This window comes from Streptomyces sp. NPDC045678 (genome assembly GCF_056432085.1).
This window is the reverse complement of the sequence record NZ_JBWKJS010000009.1, coordinates 133,101-156,292: the sequence shown is the minus strand read 5'-3', so window position 1 is coordinate 156,292 and position 23,192 is coordinate 133,101. Positions and strand designations below refer to the sequence as shown.

The 23,192-nt window shown below is 73.0% G+C and carries 24 protein-coding genes; 7 read left to right on the top strand and 17 right to left on the bottom strand.

Features of this window, described 5'->3' with window-relative positions; translation table 11 throughout:
- Positions 1–30 precede the first annotated feature (30 nt).
- Both AC07DO_RS29640 and ligD read right to left on the bottom strand, forming a co-directional pair.
- The gene (locus tag AC07DO_RS29640; RefSeq protein ID WP_479063789.1) at positions 31–375 is read right to left on the bottom strand and encodes a gas vesicle protein GvpO; all 345 of its coding nucleotides are present in this window, start codon (positions 373–375) and stop codon (positions 31–33) included.
- A 47-nt stretch (positions 376–422) separates the two neighbouring features.
- The gene (gene ligD / locus AC07DO_RS29635) at positions 423–1,400 is read right to left on the bottom strand and encodes a non-homologous end-joining DNA ligase (RefSeq protein WP_479064185.1); all 978 of its coding nucleotides are present in this window, start codon (positions 1,398–1,400) and stop codon (positions 423–425) included.
- Positions 1,401–1,614: 214 nt separating this feature from the next.
- Here ligD and AC07DO_RS29630 point away from each other — a divergent pair, with 214 nt between their 5' ends.
- The gene (locus AC07DO_RS29630) at positions 1,615–2,277 is read left to right on the top strand and encodes a hypothetical protein (protein WP_479063788.1); all 663 of its coding nucleotides are present in this window, start codon (positions 1,615–1,617) and stop codon (positions 2,275–2,277) included.
- Between the two features lie 15 nt (positions 2,278–2,292).
- On the opposite strand, the gene AC07DO_RS29625 is transcribed toward AC07DO_RS29630, so the two are convergent.
- Positions 2,293–4,146 carry a transketolase gene (locus AC07DO_RS29625; protein ID WP_479063787.1) on the bottom strand — a complete coding sequence of 618 codons (1,854 nt, stop codon included), beginning with the start codon at positions 4,144–4,146 and terminating at the stop codon, positions 2,293–2,295.
- Positions 4,130–4,420 carry a hypothetical protein gene (locus AC07DO_RS29620; protein WP_479063786.1) on the bottom strand — a complete coding sequence of 97 codons (291 nt, stop codon included), beginning with the start codon at positions 4,418–4,420 and terminating at the stop codon, positions 4,130–4,132. The genes AC07DO_RS29625 and AC07DO_RS29620 overlap by 17 nt, the downstream gene beginning before the upstream one ends.
- Before the next feature lie 220 nt (positions 4,421–4,640).
- Between AC07DO_RS29620 and AC07DO_RS29615 the strand changes: the two genes are divergently transcribed.
- Positions 4,641–5,633, top strand: coding sequence for a TIGR03557 family F420-dependent LLM class oxidoreductase (locus tag AC07DO_RS29615; protein WP_479063785.1), 993 nt, complete (start codon positions 4,641–4,643; stop codon positions 5,631–5,633).
- Positions 5,634–5,665: 32 nt separating this feature from the next.
- Positions 5,666–6,763, top strand: coding sequence for an enolase C-terminal domain-like protein (locus tag AC07DO_RS29610; RefSeq protein WP_479063784.1), 1,098 nt, complete (start codon positions 5,666–5,668; stop codon positions 6,761–6,763).
- A gap of 135 nt (positions 6,764–6,898) precedes the next feature.
- Here the strand turns inward: AC07DO_RS29610 and AC07DO_RS29605 are convergent, their stop codons facing one another.
- Positions 6,899–7,216, bottom strand: a complete 318-nt coding sequence (locus tag AC07DO_RS29605; RefSeq protein ID WP_479063783.1) for a hypothetical protein — start codon at positions 7,214–7,216, stop codon at positions 6,899–6,901.
- 7 nt (positions 7,217–7,223) lie between these two features.
- A complete protein-coding gene (locus AC07DO_RS29600; protein WP_479063782.1) occupies positions 7,224–7,796 on the bottom strand; it encodes a phage holin family protein in 573 nt (190 codons plus the stop codon).
- A gap of 169 nt (positions 7,797–7,965) precedes the next feature.
- Here AC07DO_RS29600 and AC07DO_RS29595 point away from each other — a divergent pair, with 169 nt between their 5' ends.
- The 3 genes from AC07DO_RS29595 (at position 7,966) to AC07DO_RS29585 (ending at position 9,323) form a co-directional block, all read left to right on the top strand.
- Complete coding sequence (locus AC07DO_RS29595) at positions 7,966–8,043, top strand: 50S ribosomal protein bL37 (RefSeq protein WP_370443954.1); 78 nt, start codon at positions 7,966–7,968, stop codon at positions 8,041–8,043.
- Positions 8,044–8,193: 150 nt separating this feature from the next.
- A complete protein-coding gene (locus AC07DO_RS29590; protein ID WP_479063781.1) occupies positions 8,194–8,550 on the top strand; it encodes a VOC family protein in 357 nt (118 codons plus the stop codon).
- Between the two features lie 71 nt (positions 8,551–8,621).
- The gene (locus tag AC07DO_RS29585) at positions 8,622–9,323 is read left to right on the top strand and encodes a GntR family transcriptional regulator (protein WP_479063780.1); all 702 of its coding nucleotides are present in this window, start codon (positions 8,622–8,624) and stop codon (positions 9,321–9,323) included.
- 13 nt (positions 9,324–9,336) lie between these two features.
- Here AC07DO_RS29585 and AC07DO_RS29580 read toward each other — a convergent pair whose 3' ends face one another.
- A complete protein-coding gene (locus AC07DO_RS29580) occupies positions 9,337–9,726 on the bottom strand; it encodes a VOC family protein (RefSeq protein ID WP_479063779.1) in 390 nt (129 codons plus the stop codon).
- Positions 9,727–9,981: 255 nt separating this feature from the next.
- Between AC07DO_RS29580 and AC07DO_RS29575 the strand changes: the two genes are divergently transcribed.
- A complete protein-coding gene (locus AC07DO_RS29575) occupies positions 9,982–11,310 on the top strand; it encodes an amidohydrolase (RefSeq protein ID WP_479063778.1) in 1,329 nt (442 codons plus the stop codon).
- A gap of 14 nt (positions 11,311–11,324) precedes the next feature.
- Here the strand turns inward: AC07DO_RS29575 and AC07DO_RS29570 are convergent, their stop codons facing one another.
- The 10 genes from AC07DO_RS29570 to AC07DO_RS29525 form a co-directional block, all read right to left on the bottom strand.
- Positions 11,325–13,298, bottom strand: coding sequence for a DUF5107 domain-containing protein (locus AC07DO_RS29570; protein WP_479063777.1), 1,974 nt, complete (start codon positions 13,296–13,298; stop codon positions 11,325–11,327).
- Positions 13,299–13,338: 40 nt separating this feature from the next.
- A complete protein-coding gene (locus AC07DO_RS29565) occupies positions 13,339–14,235 on the bottom strand; it encodes an arginase family protein (protein ID WP_479063776.1) in 897 nt (298 codons plus the stop codon).
- A 33-nt stretch (positions 14,236–14,268) separates the two neighbouring features.
- Complete coding sequence (locus tag AC07DO_RS29560; protein ID WP_479063775.1) at positions 14,269–14,850, bottom strand: GNAT family N-acetyltransferase; 582 nt, start codon at positions 14,848–14,850, stop codon at positions 14,269–14,271.
- A 149-nt stretch (positions 14,851–14,999) separates the two neighbouring features.
- Complete coding sequence (locus AC07DO_RS29555) at positions 15,000–15,233, bottom strand: LapA family protein (protein WP_479063774.1); 234 nt, start codon at positions 15,231–15,233, stop codon at positions 15,000–15,002.
- 143 nt (positions 15,234–15,376) lie between these two features.
- Positions 15,377–17,143: a CocE/NonD family hydrolase gene (locus AC07DO_RS29550; protein ID WP_479063773.1), complete on the bottom strand. Its 1,767-nt coding sequence runs from the start codon at positions 17,141–17,143 to the stop codon at positions 15,377–15,379.
- 171 nt (positions 17,144–17,314) lie between these two features.
- Positions 17,315–18,259 carry a S66 peptidase family protein gene (locus AC07DO_RS29545; RefSeq protein ID WP_479063772.1) on the bottom strand — a complete coding sequence of 315 codons (945 nt, stop codon included), beginning with the start codon at positions 18,257–18,259 and terminating at the stop codon, positions 17,315–17,317.
- Complete coding sequence (locus tag AC07DO_RS29540) at positions 18,256–20,241, bottom strand: prolyl oligopeptidase family serine peptidase (RefSeq protein WP_479064183.1); 1,986 nt, start codon at positions 20,239–20,241, stop codon at positions 18,256–18,258. Before AC07DO_RS29540 ends, AC07DO_RS29545 begins: the two co-directional genes overlap by 4 nt.
- 26 nt (positions 20,242–20,267) lie before the next feature.
- On the bottom strand, positions 20,268–21,629 hold the full coding sequence (locus AC07DO_RS29535) for a M20/M25/M40 family metallo-hydrolase (RefSeq protein WP_479063771.1): 1,362 nt from the start codon (positions 21,627–21,629) through the stop codon (positions 20,268–20,270).
- Entirely contained in the window at positions 21,622–22,455 is an 834-nt protein-coding gene (locus AC07DO_RS29530; RefSeq protein ID WP_479063770.1) for a M55 family metallopeptidase, read from the bottom strand. The genes AC07DO_RS29535 and AC07DO_RS29530 overlap by 8 nt, the downstream gene beginning before the upstream one ends.
- A 51-nt stretch (positions 22,456–22,506) precedes the next feature.
- Positions 22,507–23,190, bottom strand: a complete 684-nt coding sequence (locus AC07DO_RS29525) for an SMI1/KNR4 family protein (protein ID WP_479063769.1) — start codon at positions 23,188–23,190, stop codon at positions 22,507–22,509.
- Positions 23,191–23,192 lie beyond the last annotated feature (2 nt).

The following is a 23,192-nucleotide window of genomic DNA, read 5'->3' as shown; positions in this document are numbered from 1 at the left end:
GTCGTGCCTTGTCCGGTCGTTCTCTCGGCCCTAGCCGCCCGCTCCGCGGGGCTCCGAGCGTCCGCGCTCGTAGCGGCGCAGCCGCCGGTAGCCCGTGAGCTCGCCCTGCGGATCGAGCTGCACCTCGTAGCTCGCGAGGAGGCTCATCGTGTCGGGGACACGGGACAGCTCCAGAACCTCTATCTCCAGCAGCCAGCCGTCTTCGGTGCGTTCGAAGGACGACACCGATTCGGGGGTCATCCCGGTCAACTCGGCAAGCTGCTCGCGGGCGTTGCGGAGGACTGCCATGGGGCCCGGCAGCGATTCCTTCTCGCTGCTCGATGCCTTTTCATCCGTTGTCTTGCTGTCTGTGGTTTTACGGGGTGTATTGGCCATGTTCACCTCCTCCACCGGGTTACCCGTTGAGCCTTGGCCAAACGTGCTCAGCCGCGGAGCGCCCGCAGCTTCCGGCGGGCGGGCCCAAGAGCCCGTCCCGAGCGCGGGACGCCGGCCCACGGTTCGGTGCGGGCCTGCTCCACGGCGGTGTCGATCGTCCAGCTGCGGGCGTGCACCGCGGGGTCGTCGAGCTGCTCCCAGGAGATGGGCACGGCGACCGGCGCCCCAGGCGTGGCCCGCACGGAGAACGGGGCGACGGCGGTCTGCGCGTACCCGTTGCGCTGCACGTCGAGGTAGAGCCGGTCGCCGCGGTCCTTCTTGCGCGGCGCCGTGGTGAGCCGCTCGGGGTGGGCCTCGGCGAGGGTGTCGGCGACGTCCTTGGCGAAGGCGCGGGCGTCGTCGAAGTCGTGGTTCCCGTTGAGGGGCACGATCACGTGCAGTCCGCGCGAGCCCGTCGTCATGAGGGCCGACGGCAGGTTCATCTGGTCGAGGAGCTCGCCGAGGAGGTGGGCGGCGTCGCGCACGGTGCCGAAGTCGTCCTCGGCGGGGTCGAGGTCGAAGACGAGCCGGTCCGGGCGGTCGATGCGGCCGGTGCGGGAGAGCCAGCGGTGCAGGGTGACGCAGGCCTGGTCGGCCAGGAAGAGGAGCGTCGCCGTGTCGTCGCACACGGTGTGGGTGACGGTGCCGTCCTGCTTGGCCACCTCGGCGCGGGTGATCCAGTCCGGATAGTGGTCCGGGGTGTCCTTCTGCATGAAGCGGGGGCCCTCGACGCCGTCCGGGTGCCGTTCCAGCATGAGGGGCCGGTCGCGCAGGTGGGGCAGCATGAACGGCGCGACGGACCGGTAGTAGTCGAAGAGGTCCGCCTTGGTGAGGCCCGAACCGCTGCCTTTGCCTCTGCCTTCGCCCGCGCCCTTGCCGTCCTCCTTGCCCTTGGCGTCGTGGACCGGAAAAAGGACCTTCTGCGGCCGGTGCAGCTCCACGGTGCGGCGGCCGGCCCGTACCGTCCGTACGTCGTTCATGGGGATTCCCTTCGGCTCGGTTCGCCGGGTCCGACGTGCCACGGCGGGTACCCAGCGTCAGGTCCGGCAGTCGCGCGGGACGGTTCCGACACGGTGGCGTTCACCCTGGTCGGGAGGGTGGCTGGCACCACCGGGAAGTCGGGGGCGGACGGGCGTGCCCCGGCGCCGCGGGGCCGGAAGGATCGGAGGACCGGATCCGGCCCCACCTGAGAGGCGCCCCATGCCGCACCACCCCGACGTGACGAACCCCTCGCCGCCGACGCCCGGCACAGAGCCACTGCTGTCCGGCACAAAGCCACTACCGCCCGGCACAGAGCCACTGCCGTCCGGCGCCGAGCCGCTGCCGACCACCGCCGAGCCCCCGCCGCCCGGCGCCGAGCCACCCCGCGCCCCTCGCCCCCGGCCCCGCTCGCACGAACAGCGGCTCCTGGCCCCGGCGCTGGCCCGCATGCTGCCGGGCGCCGACGGGCCACCGGCTCCCGGCGCGGTCAGGGCGGCGTTCGCGCTCTGGCTCACCGCGGCCGCCGCGGGCGTCTTCATGACGGCCGTCGACGGGCTGTCGCTCCTGCCCTCCCTGCCGTTCCACATGGCGGTGTTCTCGGCCGCCGTCCTGGTGGCGGTGCGGATGCGCCGTGGCGCCCGGTGGGCCCGCTGGGCGCTGGCCTGCGGGCTCGGGGCGACCGGCACGCTGTCCCTGCTCGGCTCGCCCTTCACGCCGTCGCTCACCGCGTGGGCGGACGGCTCCGCCGAGTGGCCCCCGGACGTCGCCGACGTCCTGGCGGGCGCCGGCTGTGTGCTGCATCTCGCGGCGGCGCTCACGGCGGCGGTCCTGATGTTCCGCCCGGCGGCCAACGCCTGGTTCAGGGCGGTGCACCACCACTGACGGCAGCCGCCGGAGTCACCGGACGACTCCCTCCTCCACCAGGAGGCGGGCCGCCGCCGCGATCGACTCCGCGTCGATGCCCGCGGCGCGCAGCTGCTCCTCGGGCGACGCCGAGCCCGGCATCGTCCGCACCGCGAGACGCACCAGGCGCGGTACCGGCCGGCCGTCGGTGAACGCGTCGAGGACCGCGTCGCCGAGGCCGCCCTGTTCCCGGTGGTCCTCGACGGTCATGAGGCAGCCGGTGCGTTCGGCGGCCTCGCGCAGGGTGCGCCGGTCGACGGGTTTGACGGAGTACAGGTCGACGACGCGCACCGCGATGCCCTCACGGTCCAGCGCCTCCGCGGCGGCCAGCGCCTCGTGGACCGTCACGCCCGCGGCGACGACAGTGATCCGGTCGGCGTCGCTGGAGCGCAGCACCTTGGAGCCGCCGACGGGGAACTCCTCGTCGGGCCCGTAGATGACGGGCGAGTCCCCGCGTGACGTACGCAGATAGCTGATTCCGTCGAGTCCGGCCATGGACGCGACGAGCTGTCCCGTCTGATGGGCGTCGCACGGGTACAGGACCGTGGAGCCGTGCACCGCGCGGAACAGCGCCAGGTCCTCCAGGCCCATCTGCGACGGGCCGTCCTCGCCGATCGCGACGCCGGCGTGCGAGCCGACGAGGTTGATGTCGGCGCCGCTCACCGCCGCCATCCGCACGAAATCGTGGGCGCGGGTGAGGAACGCGGCGAACGTCGACGCGTACGGCACCCAGCCGCGCGCCGCCAACCCCACGGCAGCGGCGACGAGTTGCTGCTCGGCGATGTAGCACTCGAAGAACCGGTCGGGGTGTTCCTTGGCGAAGTACTCCGTCCTGGTCGAGTCGCCGACCTCGCCGTCCAGGGCCACCACGTCGCCGCGCGCGGTGCCGAGCGCGGCGAGCGCCTGGCCGTACGCGGTGCGGGTGGCGACGGCGTCGCCCAGGGCGTGGCGCGGCAGTTCGAGGTGGCCGCTGCGCACGGCGTGCATGGCGCGGGCGGCGGCGGGCCTGCGCATCTCCACGCGTACGTCGTGTACGCCGCCCAGTTCCTCGACGGCCGCGTCGGCGTCCGGCAGCGGCTTGCCGTGCAGGCCCTCGCGGTTCTCCACGGAGGCGACGCCCTTGCCCTTGACGGTGCGGGCGAGGATGACGGTGGGCTGCCCGATGGTGGAGGCCGCTTCCTGGCAGGCGCGGTCGACGGCGTCGATGTCATGGCCGTCCGCCTCGACGACGTGCCAGCCGAAGGCCCTGAACCGGTCGGCGTAGGCGCTGAGCTGCCATTCGTGTCGGGTGGGGCCGCGCTGGCCGAGGCGGTTGACGTCGACGATCGCGGTGAGGTTGTCGAGGTGCTCGTACCCGGCGTGCTCGGCGGCCTCCCACACGGATCCCTCCGCGAGTTCGCTGTCACCACACAGCACCCAGACGCGGAACGGGATCCGGTCGAGCCGCTTCCCGGACAGGGCCATGCCGACGCCGACCGGGAGTCCCTGCCCGAGCGAGCCGGTGGCGACCTCGACCCACGGCAGGGCGCGCGGTGTGGGGTGCCCCTGGAGGCGGCTGCCCTGCTCGCGGAAGGTGAGCAGCTCGTCGTCGGTGACCGCCCCGGCCGCTTTGTACGCGGCGTACAGGAGCGGCGAGGCGTGTCCCTTGGAGAGGATGAACCGGTCGTTGCCGGGGTGGTCAGGCCGGTCGAAGTCGTAGTGCAGATGGCGTCCGATGAGGACCGCCATCAGGTCGGCTGCGGACATCGACGAGGTGGGGTGGCCGGATCCGGCGGCGGCCGCGGCGCGGACGGAGTCGACGCGCAACTGCCGGGCGATGGATGCGAGTTGGTCACTGCTGCTGGGCATGGGGGGCCTCCTTGGGTGGCGGGTGCTCGGGGGCTCGTGAGGGGCGGTCGTCCGGGTGCGGAAGGCGGGCCACCTCGGGCGAGGCGGGTTCCGGGGGGACCGACCGGGCGCGGGCCAGACCCAACTGGACGGCCTGGCGCGGGAGTACGGAGCCCAGGAGCGCGTCCGCGGCGACGCGGACACGGTTGCCGGGCGTGGCCGCCGGGCGGGACGGGGTGCGGGCGGTGCGGTAGCCGACGAAGCCGGTTCCGACGACGATGTGGTTTCGGCTCACGGTGCGTCTCCGGCGGGTCGAAAGGGGTCGAATCCGGCGGGGTCGGGACCCCACGCGTGCCCCTGCGCGGAGGCCGCCAAACACGGTGCCGCACGGGGCGGTTCACCGGGCGGAAGCCCTGAGGAACACCGCGCGGGCGCCGTTTGCGCGCGCGTCGCGGGGTTACTCGCAGCCGTATCCGCCCACCCTGCTCCGCCCGCCGCACCGGAGGTGCACCCTCATGGCCGAGTACGGATACTTCCTGGCGACCGAGGAGTTCGGCCCCGCAGAGCTGGTCGAGCAGGCCCGCATGGCTGAGCAAGCCGGGTTCGAGTCGCTGTGGATCTCCGATCACTACCACCCGTGGACCGCGTCCCAGGGCCAGAGCCCGTTCGTCTGGTCGGTGATCGGGGCGCTCGCGGAGGCGGTGTCGCTGCCCGTGCAGACCGCGGTGACCTGTCCGACGGTCCGTATGCACCCGGCGGTCGTGGCGCAGGCCGCGGCGACGAGCGCGGTGCTGACGGGTGGCCGCTTCCGGCTCGGTGTCGGCACGGGCGAGGCGCTCAACGAGCACATCACGGGCGGCCCGTGGCCCCCGGTCCACGTCCGCCTCGAGATGCTGGAGGAGGCGGTCCAGGTCATGCGGAACCTCTTCACCGGCGCGGAGGTCAACCACCGGGGCACGCACTACACCGTTGAGAACGCCCGCCTGTACACCGTGCCGGACGAGCCCGTGCCCATCGACATCTCCGGCTTCGGCCCCAAGGCGACGGCGCTCGCGGCACGCATCGGCGACGGGTTCGCGACCATGACGCCGGACGAGACGCTGGTCTCGCACTACCGCAAGGGCGGTGGCGGCGGAAAGCCGGTCAGCGGCGGCCTCAAGGTCTGTCACGGCCTGGACCGCGAGGAGGCGGTGCGCCGGGCACGCGACCTGTGGGGCAGTCAGCTGCTGCCCGGCGAGATGGGTCAGATCCTGCCGACGCCCCGCCACTTCGAGCAGCTGGAGCCGCTGGTCACCGAGGAGGCGGCCGCCTCGTCCTTCACGTGCGGCGACGACGTCGACGAGCACGTCGCGGCGCTCACCGCGTACGCCGACGCCGGCTTCGACCGGGTGTACGTGGGCCAGATCGGCCCGGACCAGCGGGGCTTCTTCGACTTCTACCGCACGAAGGTGCTGCCGCAGGTCCAGGGCGCGCCGCCTGCCACACCGGGTGACGGCACCCGCCGTTGACGCCCTACGGGTACGACTGAGGAACGGTCCGAATGAAGCACGAAGTCCCCATTGAACGACCCGCCGTCTCCGCGTACACGGTGCCCGCGGACGCGCCGGAGGCCGACGGCACCCTCGCCTGGGAGACCACGACCATCGTCGTCGCCGAGGTCACGGCGGGCGACGCGACGGGGACCGGGTGGACCTACGCCCCCGCGTCCGTGGCCGCCCTGATGGACGAGGTGCTCGTCCCCGTCGTCCAGGGCCTCGACGCCCTCGACATTCCCGCCGCGCACGACGCGATGACGAAGGCCGTCCGCAACACGGGCCGCGCCGGCGCCGCCGGATGCGCGATCTCGGCGCTCGACATCGCTCTGTGGGACCTGAAGGCACGCCTTCTGGAGCTGCCTCTCGTACGCCTCCTCGGGGCGGCCCGCGACGAGGTCCCCGTGTACGGGAGCGGGGGCTTCACGACGTACCACGACACGCATCTGGCGGCGCAGCTGAACGGCTGGGTGCACGGCCAGCGCATCCCGCGCGTCAAGATCAAGATAGGTGAGGGGTGGGGCAGGGCGGCCGCCCGCGACGTGTCCCGGGTCCGCACCGCGCGGGACGTCACCGGCCCGCAGGCCGAGCTGTACGTCGACGCGAACGGCGGCTACACGCGCAAGCAGGCGGTCCGGGTGGGCCGGGTCCTCGCCGAGCACGGCGTGGGCTGGTTCGAGGAGCCGGTGTCGTCGGACGACCTGCGGGGGCTCGCGCTGGTCAGGGACGCGCTGGTGTGCGACGTGACGGCGGGAGAGTACGGCTACGACCTCCCGTACTTCGCCCGCATGATCCCCTCCGTGGACTGCCTCCAGGTCGACGCGACGCGCTGTGGTGGCCTCACGGAGTGGCTGCGCGCGGCGGCCCTCGCGCAGGCGCACGGCCTGGAGGTCTCCGCGCACGGCGCCCCGCACGCGCATGCCGCGGCCGCCGCGTGCGTGGCGAACCTGCGGCACATCGAGTGGTTCCACGACCACGTGCGCATCGAGTCGCTGTTCTTCGACGGGGCGCTCGACCCGACCGGCGGCGTCGTCCGCCCCGACGGGGGCGTCGGACACGGTCTCGAGCTGCGCACGGGGGACGTCGAGGAGTTCCGGGTCGTGTGACCGCCTCGCGCCCCTGTCGGCTGTCGGCGCAGGTGCTTCGGTCAGCGCAGGTACTTCCGGCGCGTTCCCGAACGAGTGGTGCGTCGTGGCGCAGGACATCGAGGGCAACGCGATCTTCCTGGAGGGAGAGCCGACTCAGGGCTCGTCGCGGTGCTCGTCGAGGCGGCGCAGGCTGTCGTCCGCGCGTTCCTCGCGTTCGGCGGGCGGCAGTTCCCACCACGCCGTGCCGCGCTCCCCGAGGCCCGTCTTCGCCAGCTGCACGCGGGCCCGGGCCGCCGTGCGCGCCGCTCCGTCGTCACCGGCGGCGGCGACCGCACGGCGGGCCGCCATCAGGTGACGGACCAGCCGCTCCCGCACGTCCTCGGCGAGGCCTGGATCGGTGGCCCGCCACCGTCGTCCCTTGACGATGATGAAGTGGCCGTCCTCCGTGCGTTCGACATCCTCTGCCGCCATACGGCCATCATGACCCGGACCCGTCGGCGGCGCGGCCCCACGGCCGGACGCCCGCGCGGCCCGTCGAGGGCGCGGCGGACGGCATCGGCGGTACGTCGGGGGTGTCGGGTCCGCCCGGCGGGACGGTGGGGGCCGCGGGAGTGGTGGGGGCCGCGGGAGTGGTGGGGGCCGCGGGAGTGGTGGAGGCCGCGGGAGTGGTGGAGGTTGTCAGGCCACTGCCGCCCGGCTCGGGCAGCGCCTCGGCCGTGCGGGTGCCCGCGGCCGAGGTCCTGGCGTCCCGGCCGGGGCCCGACCGTGCCGCGTTGCGCAGCAGGAACGCCGCCGCGCCGAGCACCGCGGCCACGATGAGGGCCGCGGCCCAGCCGGGCAGGCCGAGCTCGATGACGAGGCCGAGGGCCAGGGCGGCCGCGGCGCCCGCGTAGAGGGCGGCGGCGCCGGACGCCGCGTACAGCGTGGCCTTGCGCCGCTGCTTCCTGGTCTGCTCGCGGAACTCCTCGCGCAGTTCGGCGCGGATCGTGCGCACCAGTTCGTCGGTCAGGCCCTTGTCGAGGCCGGACAGTGGATTCTCTGGACCAGTCATGGCGCCCGGGTACCCGGCCGACCGGCGGCTTAACGGGAACACCCCGCGTGCAACCCCGACCCCACAGAGTGACGCAGGACACACCATGGCCGGTTGTCCCCTAGGGTAGGCGGCGCGTGATCGTCCGGATTCGCACCCGGGAAGCACCATCGGAAACACGGAGGTATCCATGTCCTCGAAGCGACGCCGCAAGAAGAAGGCCCGCCGCAAGAACGGCGCGAACCACGGCAGCCGTCCCCAGTCCTGAATCAGGGCCGGTACGGCGAACGGAGGGCGGCACCGAACGGTGCCGTCCTCCGACGCGCTTGGCACCGAACGGAGTTGGGGAACGGAGTCGGGGGATCTTCTCGCCGGAGGCGGTGGCGAGCGGGCGGTCAGTCATGAAATCGTTCCGACCATGGAGATCCTGGGAACCACGCTGCGGATCTGCGTCGAGGACCTGGAGTCCTCGGTCGCGTTCTACGAACGGCTCGCGGGCGGCAAGGCGATGCGCTTCGAGCGCGGCGGCGTCTCCGTCGCGGCGATCGGCTGCTTCCTGCTGATGAGCGGTCCGGAGCACGAGCTGGAGGTGCTCCGCAAGGTCTCCGCGACCATCGCGGTCAAGGACGTCGACGAGGCGTACACGGTCCTGAACGCGTCCGGCGCGCGCGTCATCGCGGGCCCGGTCCCGACCCCCGCGGGCCGCAACCTCATCGCGATGCACCCGGACGGCTCCGTCTTCGAGTACGTGGACCGCCGCGTCACCGAGGCCTGACCCGTATTCTCCACGGCGGGACGGGCGTCCCGCCGGGCCGTGGCGGCCCGGTCGAGCGGAGGACGGTGCGCGTGGCGGGCGGTACGACGAGTGGCGCGGCGACGGGCGGCGCCGAACGGACGTCGCTGAGCGCCCGGGCCCGCGAGGCGGTACGGCAGCGCATCGTCGACCGCCGCTACGCCCTCGGCGCGCGTCTGGTGGAGCGGGAGGTCGCCGAGGAGCTTCAGATGTCCCGCGTCCCCGTCCGCGAGGCCCTGCGCTCCCTGGTCGCCGAAGGCCTGCTGGAGCTGCTGCCGCACAGCGGTGTGCGGGTACGGCGCCTGGAGCCCGACGACGTACGGCATCTGTACGAGGTGTGGGAGCCCCTCGCCGTCCAGGCGTCCCGGCTCGCCGCGCGACAGGTGGCGCACCGCGCGCCGGACGAGCCGCCCGGTCTGGCCGCGCTCCGTGCCTCGCTCGGCCACGCCGAGCGGGCGTCGGACGCGGACGACGGGGCGCGCGAGGTCGCCGCCCACACGGCGTTCCACGAGGGCATCGTCGCCCTCTCCGGCAATCCGTTGCTGGCCCGCACGATGGAGCAGCTGAGCTGGCAGTTGCAGCTCCTGTTCGGGATGCGCGCCGAGCCCGGCCACATGCGGGCCCAGCACCGGCTCATCTACGAGCGGATCGCGGCGGGCGACGAGGACACGGCGGCGGCGAGCACGCTGCTCCACGTACGGGACAGCCGGACGGTGGCGCTGCGGTCGCTGTTCGACGAGAGCGACCCCGTGTGACCGTGGTGCGCGGTCACACGGCGGTGGCGACCTTCCACAGGTGGCCGTCCGGGTCGCTGAAGTAGCCGAAGTAGCCGCCCCACTCCGTGGCGGACGGTTCCCTCACCACGGTGCCGCCCGCGGACTCCGCAGCCTGCACGGTCTCGTCCACCTCGTTCCGGGAGTCAGTGAGGTAGTGCAGCGAGACGCCGCGGAATCCGGCTCCCTCCGGAGGGACACCCGCGTCCTGCGCGGCCGCCTCCCACTCGTACAGCGCCAGCATCGACGACCCCGGCCCCAGACTGCACCGGACGAAGCCCGGATAGTCCTGGTCGACCTCGCAGCCCAGCCCGTCGACGTAGAACCTCTTGGCGCGGTCCAGGTCCTCGACGCCGAGCATGACGGCGCTCACCTGCAATGACATGGCGGTCTCCTAGCTGTCCCCGTAGCGGCGGATGCGAGTCACGCTATAGCTGCCCTGATCGCCCCGCCTCTTGAGGCAGGTTGTATACCGAGCACACCACCCACTTGGGAACCATTCGGGATTACCTGCGCAATCTCCCACGCAGTTCCCTCCCACCCTTGCTGCCGCCCGGACTCTTGGTATACAAACTGGCGGACGCTCCCCCTCCGCTCCCGCCTCCCCCTGCGCGGGCCCACGAGCACTCCAGGAGTCCCCATGACGCCCCTGTCCCGCCGCGGCATGATCACCGGCGCCGCCGCCCTGGCCGGCACCGGAGCCGCCCTGCCGTCCGGCACCGCGACCGCGGCCGCCGACGCGCGCGAGTCCGCCGACCGCCGGCACGGCCAGGGCCACGGCCACAGCCACGGCAAGGCCGTCGTCTTCCGCAACGTGCGCCCGCTCGGCGCGCGGACCCCCGTGGACCTCACCGTGGTCGACGGCCGGATCTCCGACGGGCCCGCGCCCAGGGGCGCCAAGGTCGTCGAGGGCGGCGGCCGGGTGGCGCTGCCCTCCCTCGTGGACGCGCACATCCACCCCGACAAGACGACGTGGGGCGGCTCCTGGGTGACGCGGAAGCCGGCGAGCGGCATCGCCGACTACTGCGCCCAGGACGTGGAGCTGTTCAAGAGCCAGCGGCGCCCGGTCGGTGAGCGCGCGTACGGCCTGATGGCGCACGCCGTGACGCGCGGCACCCGCGCGATGCGGGCCCACGCCGACGTGGCGCCGGCCTACGACCTGGCGGGCCTCGAAGGCGTCGCGCACGCGCGTGACCGGCTGCGGCACGCCCTCGACGTGCAGATCGTGGCGTTCCCGCAGCACGGCGTGGTCCGCGCGCCCGGCACCGCGGAGCTCCTGGAGGAGGCCGCGCGCTCCGGTCTCGTCGACTTCGTCGGCGGCATCGACCCGATCAGCTTCGACCACGCGATGGACGAGCAGCTCGACCTGGTCTTCGGTCTGGCGGACCGGCACGGCATGGGGGTGGACATCCACCTGCACGACCGGGACGAGAAGGGCACGAAGGTGCTGCGCTCCATCATCGACCGCACCCGCGCGCTGTCCCTGCGCGGCAAGGTGACGGTCAGTCATGTCTTCTGCCTGCCGAACCTGTCCGACGGCGACCTGGGGAAGATCGCCGCCGACCTGGGCGAGCTCGACATCTCCCTGACGACGGTGGCGCCGAACGAGTCGCTGGTCCTGCCGATCGCGAGGCTGCGGGAGCACGGGGTGCGCGTCGGCCTCGGCTCCGACGGCGTGCGGGACGCGTGGAGCCCGTTCGGCAACGCGGACATGCTGCACCGCACGCACATACTCGGCTGGGTCACCGACGTCCGCCTCGACGAGGAGCTCACGGACTGCTATCTCGTGGGTGCCCACGGCGGCGCGGACGTGATGGGCCTGCGCCACGCGGACTTCACCCCGGGCGCCCCGGCCGACTTCATCCTCGTACGCGGCGAGAACATCCCGCAGGCGATCGTGGACATGCCGCAGCGGGACATGGTGGTGCACGGCGGCCGGGTCGTGGCCCGCGACGGCGAACTCGTCTGAGAACCGGGACCCGTTCAGCCCTCCGCCGGGCGCATGCGGAAGTCGTACCGCTCCGGTACCGCCTCGCCCGTCGCCGCCGTCCACAGGTCGCCCAGCGTCTCCGCGCCCTCGCGGAGGTCCGCCGCCTCGAATCCGGAGTCGAAGACGGCGCGGACGCCGTCCATGTCGCCCTCCGCGTGCAGGAGTTGCGCTTCGAGGAGGCGGAAGCGACCCTCGGCGCGGGTCGCCTCGTGCAGGCGGTCCCAGACCGCGCGGGCCGCTTCCGTGCGGTGCGCGGCGAGCAGCCCGGTGATGGCTTCACGGCCGAGCGCGGCGGTGGCCACCGACCACACGGGTCCGTCGTCGCGGCGCTCCTGGCACAGGTCGTCGAAGGCTTCCGCGTACCGGTCGGCGGCCCGTTCGGTGTTGCCCTCGGCCTGGTCGGCGACGGCGAGACAGCGCAGCAACGGCCAGCGCGACGGGGCGAGTTCGAGGCCGCGCTCCCAGCTGCGGACGGCCTGCGCCCGGTCGCCGGCGTGCCATTGGGCGACGCCCAGGTGGTACTCGGCGAGCGGGCGCGCGGGCGCCGTCTCCAGCATGTCCCGCCAGTGCGGCGCGACGAGCGTCGGCCCGGGCGGCGCCACCTTGCGCGGCTCGGGCACGGCGCCCGTGTGCAGCAGCTCGAGCCACGGCGCCTGGTCGGGTCCGATGGTCGACTCGGCGAAGGGCGTGCCCGGCAACTTGTGCCCGGCGCGCAGGACTTCGAGGGCGCCCCAGCCCGACCCTGTGGCGAGCACCTCGCCGGGTTCGGTGTCGGCGGAGGTCAGCCACGCCTCGTGGGCCGCGTCGACCGCCTCGCGGGGCAGCGCGTCGGCGAGACGTGCCGCGACCTCGTCCCGGGCGTCCGCCCACTCCCCGTGCACGCGGTCGGCGGACGCGGACAGCGGCCCGTACGACTCCAGCCAGCTGAACTCGGCCCCCGCGTCCAGGCGTACGTGCTCCAGCTGGGTGCGCGCGAGACCCGACTGGATCTCCGCGTAGCCGCCCGTGCCGGGTTCGGTGAGCCACTCCTGCCAGCGGCGGCCGCCGGTGCCGGTCCCCCAGACGAAGAGCTTGCGGCCGCGCGGCAGGTCGGTGGAGGTCTGGACGAGTCCGTGTCCCGCGTCGTCGAGTGCGGCCACCCAGCGGCGTGCGCCGTCGGGCACGTCGTAGAAGTAGTCGGCGGGGTACTCGCTGTTCCGCGGGTACGTCCGGTCGGCGCCCTCGAACTCCGGGACCGGCACCTTGCGCAGCGCGCCCGTGTACGCGAAGTGCCAGGCCTCGTCGGCCGGGGCGAGCACCCTGCGCTCGTCGGGCACCGCGATGTTCGACCACCAGTAGACGGGGGCGGCCTTCTCGTGCGGGTTGCGGATCCGGACGCCGACGTGCAGGAAGTCGGACTCCTCCGGCAGCCACAGGTCGACCTGGAAGGGCAGGTCGCGCAGCCGCTCCCACTCCCACAGGCGGAGCATCTCGCCGCCGTCGGGCGCCCGCACGCGGGCCGCGTGCACGGGGGCGCAGGACAGGGTGGTGTGACCGGTCGCGCCGATGTTCCACTCGATGCCGCCGGAGGTCCAGGCGCCGTTGAGGGCGAAGGCGGCGGGCTGCAGCACCGGGTTGCGGTACAGCAGCTCACGGCCTGTCGGTCTGTGCAGGAGGGAGTGGACGCGGCCGCCGTAGCCGGGCAGGACGGTGGCGCGCAGCCGGGCGTTCTCCACGACGATCACGTCGAGCGCCGTGTCGGTGCGTTCGCGTCCGTACGCGTCGAGGACCCGGGTGGGCAGCGGGGAGCTCAGCGGTGCGTAGCCGAGCTGCCGCGCCATGTCGCGCGGCAGCCCTTCCTTGGCGCGCTCGTCGAGGGTGTGCACGTTCCGCAGGGGCAGCAGCGGCGGCAGCGGGTTCTCAGGCCCCGGCGCGGCTGCGGGCAGGGTCAGTACGTCGCGTCGCACGGTCGTCTTCACGATCACCATGGAACACGGTCGGCGGGGCGTCGGCCAGGGGCCGCCCAGGTCAGGATTGTGCAAAAGCCTCCACGATCACGTCGGTGAGCAGGTCGCCCGCCTTGCCGTCGGGGTCGAGGTCGGGGTCGTAGATGGTGACGTTGAGGCCGACGCAGCGCGGTGAGCGGACGAACGGCCGCAGCAGGGCGAGGAGTTCCTCGGCGAACAGGCCGCCGGGGTCGGGGCTGTCGACGGCGGGCATCACGGACGGGTCGAGCACGTCGGCGTCCAGGTGCACCCAGAAGCCGTCGAGTTCGGGTTCCTCCAGCGTCTGGGCGACGGCGCGGGCGATGTTCTCCTCGCCCCACTTGCGCAGTTCGCCGACGGTGGCGTTGGCGATCTTCAGATCGGTGAACTCCGCGCGGTCCTCGTCGCCGTCCCTGAGACCGAAGATGCAGACGTCCTCGTCGCGGACGTAGGGCCGCAGCCCTTCGAGGTCGGTGAGGTCCTCCTGGCCGCGTCCCGTCGCGAGGGCGAGCTCCTCGCCGCCCGCGGCGCCGATGCGGTCGGAGTTGCCCGGGTGCCGGAAGTCGGCGGAGCCGTCGATGGACGCGATGCCGTAGCGCCCGATGCGGCGCAGGGCGAGCGCCGCACCCAACTGGATCGAGCAGTCGCCGCCGAGGACGACGACGAAGTCCTCGCCGCGCACGTGGTGTTCGATGCGGTCGGCGAGCTTGCGGGTGTAGGAGGCGATGGCGGCGGCGTTGAAGACGCCGTCGCCTTCCCGCCAGTCACCGCGGTCGTAGCGGGGCGGCACGACCACGCCGCCCTCGAAGGCGCCGAGACGGCGCAGGATGCCCCGCTCCCGCAGGGCTCCGGCCAGCTTGTAGCAGCCGGGCACGGTGCCGGGGGCGGGCGGGCGCAGGCCCAGGTTGGAGGGGGCGTCGACGAGCACGATATTCCGCATGGCGCCCATCCTGTGCGACGTACGCGGGCGCTTTCAACACTGCCGGTCTCGTCGAACGGAAGAGCGGGGCGGAGATGGCCGCATGTCGGCGGTGATGGCCCAGCGTTCGTGGTCGCGCCAGGCCCCGTCGATGAAGAGGAAGTCCGGCGAGAAGCCTTCGAGGCGGAAGCCGGCGCGGCGGACCAGTGCGATCGAAGCCGCGTTGCCCGGCTGGATGTTGGCCTCCAGGCGGTGCAGGCCGAGTTCCTCGAAGGCGTACGTGAGGACGAGCCCGAGCCCCTCGCTCATCAGGCCGCGCCCGGCGGCGTGCGCGAAGGCTCCGTAGCCGAGGGCTCCGCAGTGGAAGCCGCCGCGGACGATGTTGTTGATGTTGATGAATCCGGCGACGGCGCCACCGTCCCGCTCACAGACGACGAACCCCTCCTTGGCGGGGTCCTCGATGACCGTCCCGGCGTAGGCGCGAAAGGTGTCGTCGGTGCACGGCGGGAAGAGCCAGGGGTGGTGCAGCTCCCGGCTCTGGTGCGCGCGTGCGGTGAACTCCGCACCGTCGGCGAGGGCGAGAGGACGTATGCCCACGCGGGGGCCTTGGGCGAGGAAGGGACGAGGTGCGGACATCCGGCCACGCTATCCGCAGGGGCGGGCTCTCAGGGCCTGGGGCACTGTTCGCCGGTCTCGGCCTTGCCGAGGGTGATCGTCGGTGACGGCCGTCGGGGTGGCCGCGACCGCGCCGCCCGCCACCGTGCGCACCCGTGCGAGCCGCGCCCTCACCGCCGCCTCCGCATGAAGTAGGCCCCGCACAGCGCGCCGATCAGTCCCGTGCCGAGCAGGGCCATCCACAGCGGGACGGTCACCTCGGGGATGAGCAGGCGGATCTTGGTGCTGCGGGTGTTCTCGAAGATGAAGACGAGGGTGAGGACGACGACCGCGGCGACGGCCACCCTGCCGGGTGTCATCAGCCCGCCGTCCTGGGAGCCGCCCGTGGAGGTGTTGGGGCTCATGCTGTGGACCCTTCCGTCGGAGGTACGCCGGCCTCCCCCGCTCCCCAGCATGGGCAGCCGGGGAGCGGAGCGCGCGGTGGAGGTGCCTCCGGGGTGGGTCGGTGGGCCGTACGGGTGACGCCGGCGCGCGGCCGCCGCGGGTCTCAGTGGCGGACGACCGGCAGCTTCAGGACGCCGGTGTCCTCGGGCGCGCTGGTCACGGTGACGGGCTTGACGCCCCGGTTGCCGCCGTACGCCCCGTCGCTCGCCGCCACCACGAACTGCAACCTGTGGCCCTTCTCGTAGCGGTGCACGATGCCGGGCAGCGACACCTTGAACGGTTTGGTGACGTCCGGCACCCGCACCGGGGAGACGAGGCGGTGGACGAGGGTCTTCTTGCCGTCGGGCGCGACGTCGTACAGCTTGGCGAAGAGGACGAGCTTGTCGGCGGCGTCACCGGAGTGCTGTACGCGCTCCGTCCTCGGCGAGATCACCTCGAGGGTCGCCTCGGGCGCGCCGACGACGTCCACGGCGTCGGTGAGGGGTTCGGTCGTCCAGTCGAGGTAGGTGCCCCTGGTGTCGTGCGGCGCCGGGTCGGGCAGCCCGATCATCCCGGCGAGCGAGGACTCGGAGTGGCTGGTGGGGACAAGCCAGTTGCGGTACTCGCGGCTGCCGCGGGTCACTTTCTTCCGGTTGTCGACGAGCTTGCCGTCGCCGGACAGGTAGAGCGTGCGGTTGCGCGCGGGGACGTCGGGGGCGCTCGCGTAGGTGCTGGCCGGGTCGCCGATCCAGTCGCGGTAGTAGGCGAAGGCGGGTCCGGTGTCGGCGCCCTTGTTCCCGTGGAGGTAGCGGTCGAACCAGGCGAGGATGCGTTTGCCGACGTACGAGGTCTCGAGGTTGCCCTCGCCCAGGTTGAGCTCGCCGGACGCCGGGTCGGTCATGCCGCCGCTGTGGCCCCAGGACTGCCAGATCATCTTGGCGGTGGTGCCCTGGTTCTTGAGCGTCTTGTACGTCGCCTCGGCCTCGCTGAGGTTGAAGAGGCTGTCGGCCTGCCCCTGTACGAGGAGCGTCGGCGCCTTCACCTTGTCGAGGTAGGAGACCGGGGAGACACCGCGCGCGAACTTCTGGAGCGCCTCGGTCCTGTCGGCCGGGTAGCGGCCGGAGTTGAGGGTGCGGATCGTGTCGCAGGCCTTGGTGACGAAGTGCAGGCAGCCCAGGCGGTTGACGCGGGAGGGGTCCAGGTCGGGGACGAGCAGGGGCTGGCCCTCGCCGATGAGGTAGAAGCCGTTCATCCACTGCCACTTGGCGGCGCCGAGGACCCTGCGGTCGGTCGCGTTGTTCGGGTCGAGGGAGTACGCCAGGTCGTTCCATGTGATCATCGGGACGAGGGCGTCGACGCGGTGGTCCACGGCGGCCGTCGCCATCTGGACGGCGCCGCCGTACGATCCGCCGATCATGCCGACGCGCGGGTCGCCGTCCGCGTCGGCGGTGACGTAGTCGGCCCTGGTCCCGTCGTCGGCGGCCCGCTCGCCGCCGAGGAAGTCGATGAGCCCGGAGGCCGCCCGGCCGTCGATCTCCGGGTCGTCCAGGGAGATCAGGCACCCGGACCTGCCGAAGCCGAGGCCGGAGTAGACGAGCGAGACGTAGCCGCGCTCGGCGAAGGCCTTCCCGGTCGCGGCGGTCCCGTCGGACTTGCTGCCGCCGAACCCGTTCGTGGTGACGACGGCCGGTGCGGGGTGCGCGGCGTCCACCCCGGCGGGCCGGTACAGGTCCGCGTCGATGGTGCAGTTCCGGCCGCCCGCCTGGACGGTGAACTTCAGGGCGGTGACGGTGTACTGCCCCGTCGCGCTCGCCGGGGCGGGTGCGGCGAGCGCGAGCGGCGCGGCGAGTGCCGCCGCGGTGGCGAGGGTCAGGGCACGGCGACGGGACAAGGGGACCTCCACGCTGAGGACGGCCGACGACCGGCGACTACTGGCCGGTATGCACCGGCGGAGTCATGCTGTGACACGTGTCATGTTGAGGTCAACGGCTGTGACAGCGGTTTCTGGCGGGAGATTCCGTGAAACTCCGCGAAAGAGGCGGAGAGCGCCGATGCGGGGCGGTCAGACGAGCGCGGGCTCGTCCAGCGTCAACGTCCCCGCGTCCGCGTCGAGTTCGCCCGCCACCCCGAACGGCACGGTCAACGCCCCCTCGCAGTGCCCGAACCCGAACTCCTCCGCCACCGGCACGCCGAGCCCGCCGAGCCGGTCCGCGAAGAGCGCCCGCAGTTCGTCGCGGTCCCCGCACTCCTCCCATGACCCCAGCGCGATTCCCGCTACCCCGTCGAGCCAGCGGGCGCGCAGGAGTTGGGTGAGGATCCGGTCCATGCGGTACGCCTCCTCGCCGATGTCCTCGATGCAGAGCAGGCCCCCGCGGGCGGAGGTCCTGGCCGTGGGCGTGCCGAGGTCGGCGGCGAGCAGCGACACACAGCCGCCGAGCGTGACACCGCGGGCCCGGCCGCCGACGAGGGCCGCGGCGTGCGGGGACCCGGCCCGGATGACGCGGGCCTCCTCCGGCGCGAAGAGTGTCGTGCGCAGATGTTCCTGAGCGCGGGCGTTCTTGAGGAAGCCGACCGTGGCGGTCATCGGACCGTGCAGGGTGGCGACGCCGAGGCGGGCGGCGAAGGCCTCGTGCAGTGCGGTGATGTCGCTGTAGCCGAGGAACACCTTGGGCCCGGCGGCCCGGGTCGCGCACCGCATGGCCTGCCAGTCGACGAGGTCCACCATGCGCTGGGCGCCGTATCCGCCGCGGGCGCAGAAGACGGCGGCCACGGACGGATCGCACCACGCCTGTTCCAGGTCGCGGGCGCGGTCGGCGTCCGCCCCCGCGAGGTAGCCGAACTCCCCGTGCCGGTCGCGGACATGGGGGGCGACGACGGGTTCCAGGTCCCAGCCGCGCAGGATGTCCAGGCCCGCGTCGAGGCGGTCGTCGGGGACGGGGCCGCTCGGCGCGACGACGGCCACCCGCGCGCCGGGCATGAGGCGCGCGGGCCGTACGAGGGGTCTCACTTGGCGAGCTCCAGGGTGGGGACGCGTCCCGCGAGGTCGATCCTGAACACCTGCGCGTACAGGGAGAGTTCGGCCTCCAGGGCGCGGACCAGGGTGTCGGCGCGGCGGAATCCGTGTCCCTCGCCCTCGAAGGCGATGTAGGCGTGCGGGACGCCGCGCCCCTCCATCCTGGCGAGGAACCGCTCGGACTGGGCGGGCGGACAGATGACGTCGTCGAGGCCCTGGAGCAGCAGGAACGGCGCGGTGATCAGTTCGGCGTGGCGGGCCGGTGAGCGTTCCGCGTACCGTCCGGGCACGGCGTCGAGCGGGCCCACGAGGGATTCCAGGTACTGGGATTCCAGGTCGTGGGTCTCCCCCGAGGCGAACGCCGTGAGGTCGAGCACCGGGTAGCTGATCGTCCCGCAGGCGTAGACGTCCGTGCAGGTCAGGGAGGCGGCGGTGGTCCAGCCGCCCGCGCTGCCGCCGCGGACGGCGAGGCGGGCGCGGTCGGCGGTCCCCTCGTCGGCGAGGGCGAGGGCGACGGCGGCGCAGTCGTCGACGTCGGCGATGCCCCACTGTTCGCGCAGCCGGTTGCGGTAGGCGCGGCCGTATCCGGTGGAGCCGCTGTAGTTGACCTCGGCGACGCCGATGCCGCGCGAGGTGAAGTAGGCGATGGCCAGGTCGAGCACGAGGGGCGCGCGGCCGGTGGGCCCGCCGTGCGCCCACACCACGTACGGCGGGAGTTCGTCGTCGGGTGCGACGTGGCCGGGGTGGTGCGGCGGGTAGACGTGCGCGTGGATCTCGCGTCCGGCGGGTCCGTAGAAGGTGCGGATGTGCGGTTCCGGGTAGTACGCGGGGTCCACCGGGTCGTCGTGGGCGGCGCCGACGACGCGGGCGCGGCCGGTGCAGGTGTCCAGCTCCACGACCTCGTACGCGCTGCGGGGGCTCGCGGCGATGCCGGTGACGCGCGATCCGTGCGCGGCGACCGTCGAGGCCCACTCCGTCCAGGGTCCCGCGGCGTCGACGACCTCGCCCGTCTCGGGGTCGAGTATGCCGAGCGCGGTGGCGCCCTTGCCGTGCACGACGGCGATCAGTCCGCTCTCCAGCGGGGCGAACCAGTTCCAGCCGACCTGCCACAGGGGGCCCGCGAACTCCTCCTGGCGCGGACAGAGCGACTGGACGTCGGCGGTGTCGCGCGGGTCGGCCCGGTACAGGTTCCACCAGCCGGTGCGGTCGCTGGCGAACAGCAGCCGCCCGTCGTGGGCCCATTCGACCTGCGCGACCGACTCCTCGGGGCCGCCCGCGAACGTACGGGCCGTGCCGAACGTGCCGTCGTCGCGCACCTCGGCGAGCGTCAGCTCCGTGCCGTCCCACGGCATGCGCGGGTGGTCCCAGCCGATCCAGGCGGCGTGGGCGCCGTCGGGCGACAGGCGAGGGCCGGTGACGAACCGGTGCCTGCCGTCGGACAGTTCGCGCACGGCGCCGCGGTCCCCGGCCGCCGTTCCGTCGAGCGGTACCGCGGCGATGACGCGCCGCACGTCGGTCGGTGCCTCGCCGGTGAACTCCTCGAGGACGCACCAGACTTCGCCCCGGTCCAGGCGCAGGACGGGGTCGACCCAGCGCAGTCCGCCGCCGGTGCCGGAGACCGGGGTCAGGGGTCTCGGTCCGTCGCCGGGGGTGTCGGGCTCGTACGCGTACAGGCGCTGGTCGGCGAAGTCGACGAAGACCACGAGCGGACCCTCGGGGCGCTCGGCCCCGGCCCAGGGGCGGCCCCCGTACTCGACGACGCGGCTGCGCACGTTCCACGGCGCGGGCAGCACCGTGCGCTCCTCGCCGTCGGGCATGCGCCGCACGAGCGCGCGCCGGCCCGCCTCGGTGGGGCGGGGCTCGGTCCACCAGGTCTCGGCGCCCACGAAGCCCACGAACCCCGGGGCGCCGTCGTGGGTCGCGGCGAGCTCGGCGTCGATCGGCGACGGCCATGATCCGTACGCCAGGGTCTGCATCATGTCCTTCTCTTCCCCCATTTTTCCTAGGCCGTACGCAGAAAGCGGTCGAGGACACGGACGCCGAAGTGCAGCGCGTCGACCGGGACGCACTCGTCGACTCCGTGGAAGAGCGCCTGGTAGTCGAAGCCCTCCGGTGTCCTCAGCGGCGAGAAGCCGTAGCCGGTGATGCCCAGCCGCGAGAACTGCTTGGCGTCCGTACCGCCCGACATGCAGTACGGCACGACGTGGCCCTCCGGCGCGAACTCCTCGACGGCCGCCCTCATGCGCGCGTACGTCGGCGAGTCGACCGGCGCCTGCAGCGCCACCTCGCGGTGGTGGAACTCCCAGTCGACGTCAGGCCCCGTGAGTCGGTCAAGCGTTCGTTGGAACTCTTCCTCGCCGCCCGGCAGAAAGCGGCCGTCCACGTACGCCACTGCCTCCCCAGGGATCACATTGACCTTGTAACCCGACTGCAGCATCGTCGGATTCGCGCTGTTGCGGACGGTCGGCGCGACGAGGTCGGCGGTCGGGCCGAGCTTCTCCATGAAGGCGTCCACGTCGTAGCCCGGCGCGTCGGGGTCGGTCTCCAGGCCGTAGAGCGCGGCCAGTTCGACGAGCGAGGCGCGCACGGTCGGGGAGAGCCGGACCGGCCAGCGGTGCTCGCCGATGCGGGCGATGGCGCCGGCCAGCCTGCTGACCGCGTTGGCGCGGTTGACCTTCGAGCCGTGGCCCGCCTTGCCGCGCGCGGTGAGCTTGAGCCAACCCGTGCCGCGCTCCCCCGCCGCGATGGGGTAGATCTGGTTGCCGCGGCCGTCGTGGAAGGTGAAGGCACCCGACTCGCTGATGCCCTCCGTGCAGCCCTCGAAGAGCGCGGCGTGCCGGTCGGCGAGGAAGCCGGACCCGTCGGCGGCGCTGGCCTCCTCGTCGGCGGTGAAGGCGATCACGAGGTCGCGCCGGGGCCGCACCCCCGCGCGGGCCCACTGCCGGACCACGGACAGGATCATCGCGTCCATGTTCTTCATGTCGATGGCGCCGCGGCCCCAGACGACGCCGTCGCGGACCTCGCCGGAGAACGGGTCGACGCTCCAGTCGGCGGCCTCCGCGGGCACGACGTCCAGGTGCCCGTGGACGAGCAGGGCGTCGGCACCCGGGTCCGTGCCCTCGATGCGGGCGACGACGTTGGTGCGGCCCGGAGTGCGCTCCAGGAGGGTGGGTTCGAGGCCCGCGTCGGCGAGGCGCTCGGCCGCGTACTCGGCGGCGGGCCGCTCGCGGCAGTCGCCGCCGCCGCGGTTGGTGGTGTCGATGCGGATGAGGTCGGAGGTGAACGTCACGACCTCGTCGAGCGCCCGCGCGTCCACGTGATCGCCGGGCTTCTGCTGCACGTCCCGCACTTGCTGGTCAGCCATACTGCTCCTCCACGGCGGCAGAGGCGATCGTCGTAACCGCCTTGAAGGTACGGATCCCCTCGTACATCGTCTCGCTGTCGTACGCGACCTTGCGCTCCCCCGTACGGCGCACCCCCGGCACGACGGTCGACGCCATGGCGAGGTGCTCGGCGTCGAACTCGACCTCGACGGTGAACGGCCCGTCGTGCACCGGTTCGTGGCGCACGGCCAGCGCGGCGGCCTCCTTCGCTGCGGCGCGGATGTCCGCGGCGGTGCGGGCCGGGGTGCGGCAGACAGCGGCGTACCGCGAGACGTGGTCCTTGACCGCGACCTTGAGCGCGCCGGGCGCGTAGCCGAGGGCGTCCTCGCAGGCCAGGTCGTCGCCGGTGACGAGCACGACGGGGACGCCGTACTCGGCCACGACGTGCGAGTTGAGCAGGCCCTCGCTGGCCCGGACGCCGTTGACCCACACGCCGGTGATCTGGTTGGCGAGGTAGGTGTGTGCGAGGACGCCCTCCATGCCGGCGCCCGCGTGGTAGCCGATGAACGCGATGCCGTCGACGTCGTCGTGCTGCACGCCCTCCACCATGGAGAGCGACTTGTGGCGGCCGGTGAGCATCTCCACCCGGTCGTCCAGCTGCTCAAGGAGCAGGTTGCGCATCGTCCAGTGCGCCTCGTTGATGAGCACGTCGTCGGCGCCGCCGTCGAAGAACCCGAGCACGGCGGCGTTGACGTCCGAGGTGAACATCGCCCGGCACCGCTCCCACTGCGGGGTGCCGGGCAGCACGTCGGCCGGCCAGGTCACGCCGGTGGCGCCCTCCATGTCGGCGCTGATCAGGATCTTCACAAGCTTCTCCCACTCCCCCGGGGTCGGATGACCGGACAGCCCACACTCACATCAGTTGGCGCCACCAGTTTCGCAACCACGCCGGGCGCTGTGGTGAAGGGGCGTCCAGTGCGGCTGGGCGTCGTCCAGGCGCGGGTCGCGCGGGTCGTCCCAGACGAGGCAGCCCCACACGATGCCGGGGACGTCGGGGCCATACTGATCGCCGGGTCCCTCGACCAGCGTGCGGTGGACGGCTTCGAGGTAGTCGGCCGCCGACGGATGGTCCGGTGCGGACACGTCGGGCCCCGACATCGTGGACCAGCGGCCGACGCCGTCCTCGGACACGTACCGGCCGTACTCGGGCCCGGCCTCGTCGCCCGTGAGCCACGGGACGACCCGCGCTCCGTCCCAGTAGTCCCGTCGCTCGATTCCCGGCAGGCGCGGACGCAGCGCGTCGGCGGGCCCGAGCAGCACGCCGTCCGGCAGGAACGCCCCGGAGCCGACCTCGCCCTCGTCCTCGTTCGCCTCGATGTACTGGTGCGCCACCCCGCCGCACAGCCGCCACACGGCGACCAGCTCCGCGGGCAGCCCGTACCCGAGTGCGTCCGTCAACCGGGCATCGGCCGCGCGGATCTCGTCCTCCGCGGCGGGCGGGAGCAGGGAGGCGTACGACGTCGGGGCGTGCGCCTTCAGCCAGTCGGTCAGCCGCTGCCATGCGGCGGTGACCCGGACGACCTGATCGTTTCGCTCGGACATCC

Bases quoted from the DNA above. Each gene is read 5' to 3' on its own strand.
- AC07DO_RS29610 (WP_479063784.1), top strand. From the start codon at position 5,666: ATGAAGCACGAAGTCCCCATTGAACGACCCGCCGTCTCCGCGTACACG.
- AC07DO_RS29565 (WP_479063776.1), bottom strand. From the start codon at position 14,235: ATGCGGAATATCGTGCTCGTCGACGCCCCCTCCAACCTGGGCCTGCGC.
- AC07DO_RS29615 (WP_479063785.1), top strand. From the start codon at position 4,641: ATGGCCGAGTACGGATACTTCCTGGCGACCGAGGAGTTCGGCCCCGCA.
- AC07DO_RS29605 (WP_479063783.1), bottom strand. From the start codon at position 7,216: ATGGCGGCAGAGGATGTCGAACGCACGGAGGACGGCCACTTCATCATC.
- AC07DO_RS29625 (WP_479063787.1), bottom strand. From the start codon at position 4,146: ATGCCCAGCAGCAGTGACCAACTCGCATCCATCGCCCGGCAGTTGCGC.
- AC07DO_RS29580 (WP_479063779.1), bottom strand. From the start codon at position 9,726: ATGTCATTGCAGGTGAGCGCCGTCATGCTCGGCGTCGAGGACCTGGAC.
- AC07DO_RS29595 (WP_370443954.1), top strand. From the start codon at position 7,966: ATGTCCTCGAAGCGACGCCGCAAGAAGAAGGCCCGCCGCAAGAACGGC.
- AC07DO_RS29525 (WP_479063769.1), bottom strand. From the start codon at position 23,190: ATGTCCGAGCGAAACGATCAGGTCGTCCGGGTCACCGCCGCATGGCAG.
- AC07DO_RS29630 (WP_479063788.1), top strand. From the start codon at position 1,615: ATGCCGCACCACCCCGACGTGACGAACCCCTCGCCGCCGACGCCCGGC.
- AC07DO_RS29570 (WP_479063777.1), bottom strand. From the start codon at position 13,298: ATGGTGATCGTGAAGACGACCGTGCGACGCGACGTACTGACCCTGCCC.
- AC07DO_RS29535 (WP_479063771.1), bottom strand. From the start codon at position 21,629: ATGGCTGACCAGCAAGTGCGGGACGTGCAGCAGAAGCCCGGCGATCAC.
- AC07DO_RS29590 (WP_479063781.1), top strand. From the start codon at position 8,194: ATGGAGATCCTGGGAACCACGCTGCGGATCTGCGTCGAGGACCTGGAG.
- AC07DO_RS29540 (WP_479064183.1), bottom strand. From the start codon at position 20,241: ATGCAGACCCTGGCGTACGGATCATGGCCGTCGCCGATCGACGCCGAG.
- AC07DO_RS29555 (WP_479063774.1), bottom strand. From the start codon at position 15,233: ATGAGCCCCAACACCTCCACGGGCGGCTCCCAGGACGGCGGGCTGATG.
- AC07DO_RS29640 (WP_479063789.1), bottom strand. From the start codon at position 375: ATGGCCAATACACCCCGTAAAACCACAGACAGCAAGACAACGGATGAA.
- AC07DO_RS29600 (WP_479063782.1), bottom strand. From the start codon at position 7,796: ATGACTGGTCCAGAGAATCCACTGTCCGGCCTCGACAAGGGCCTGACC.
- AC07DO_RS29560 (WP_479063775.1), bottom strand. From the start codon at position 14,850: ATGTCCGCACCTCGTCCCTTCCTCGCCCAAGGCCCCCGCGTGGGCATA.
- AC07DO_RS29575 (WP_479063778.1), top strand. From the start codon at position 9,982: ATGACGCCCCTGTCCCGCCGCGGCATGATCACCGGCGCCGCCGCCCTG.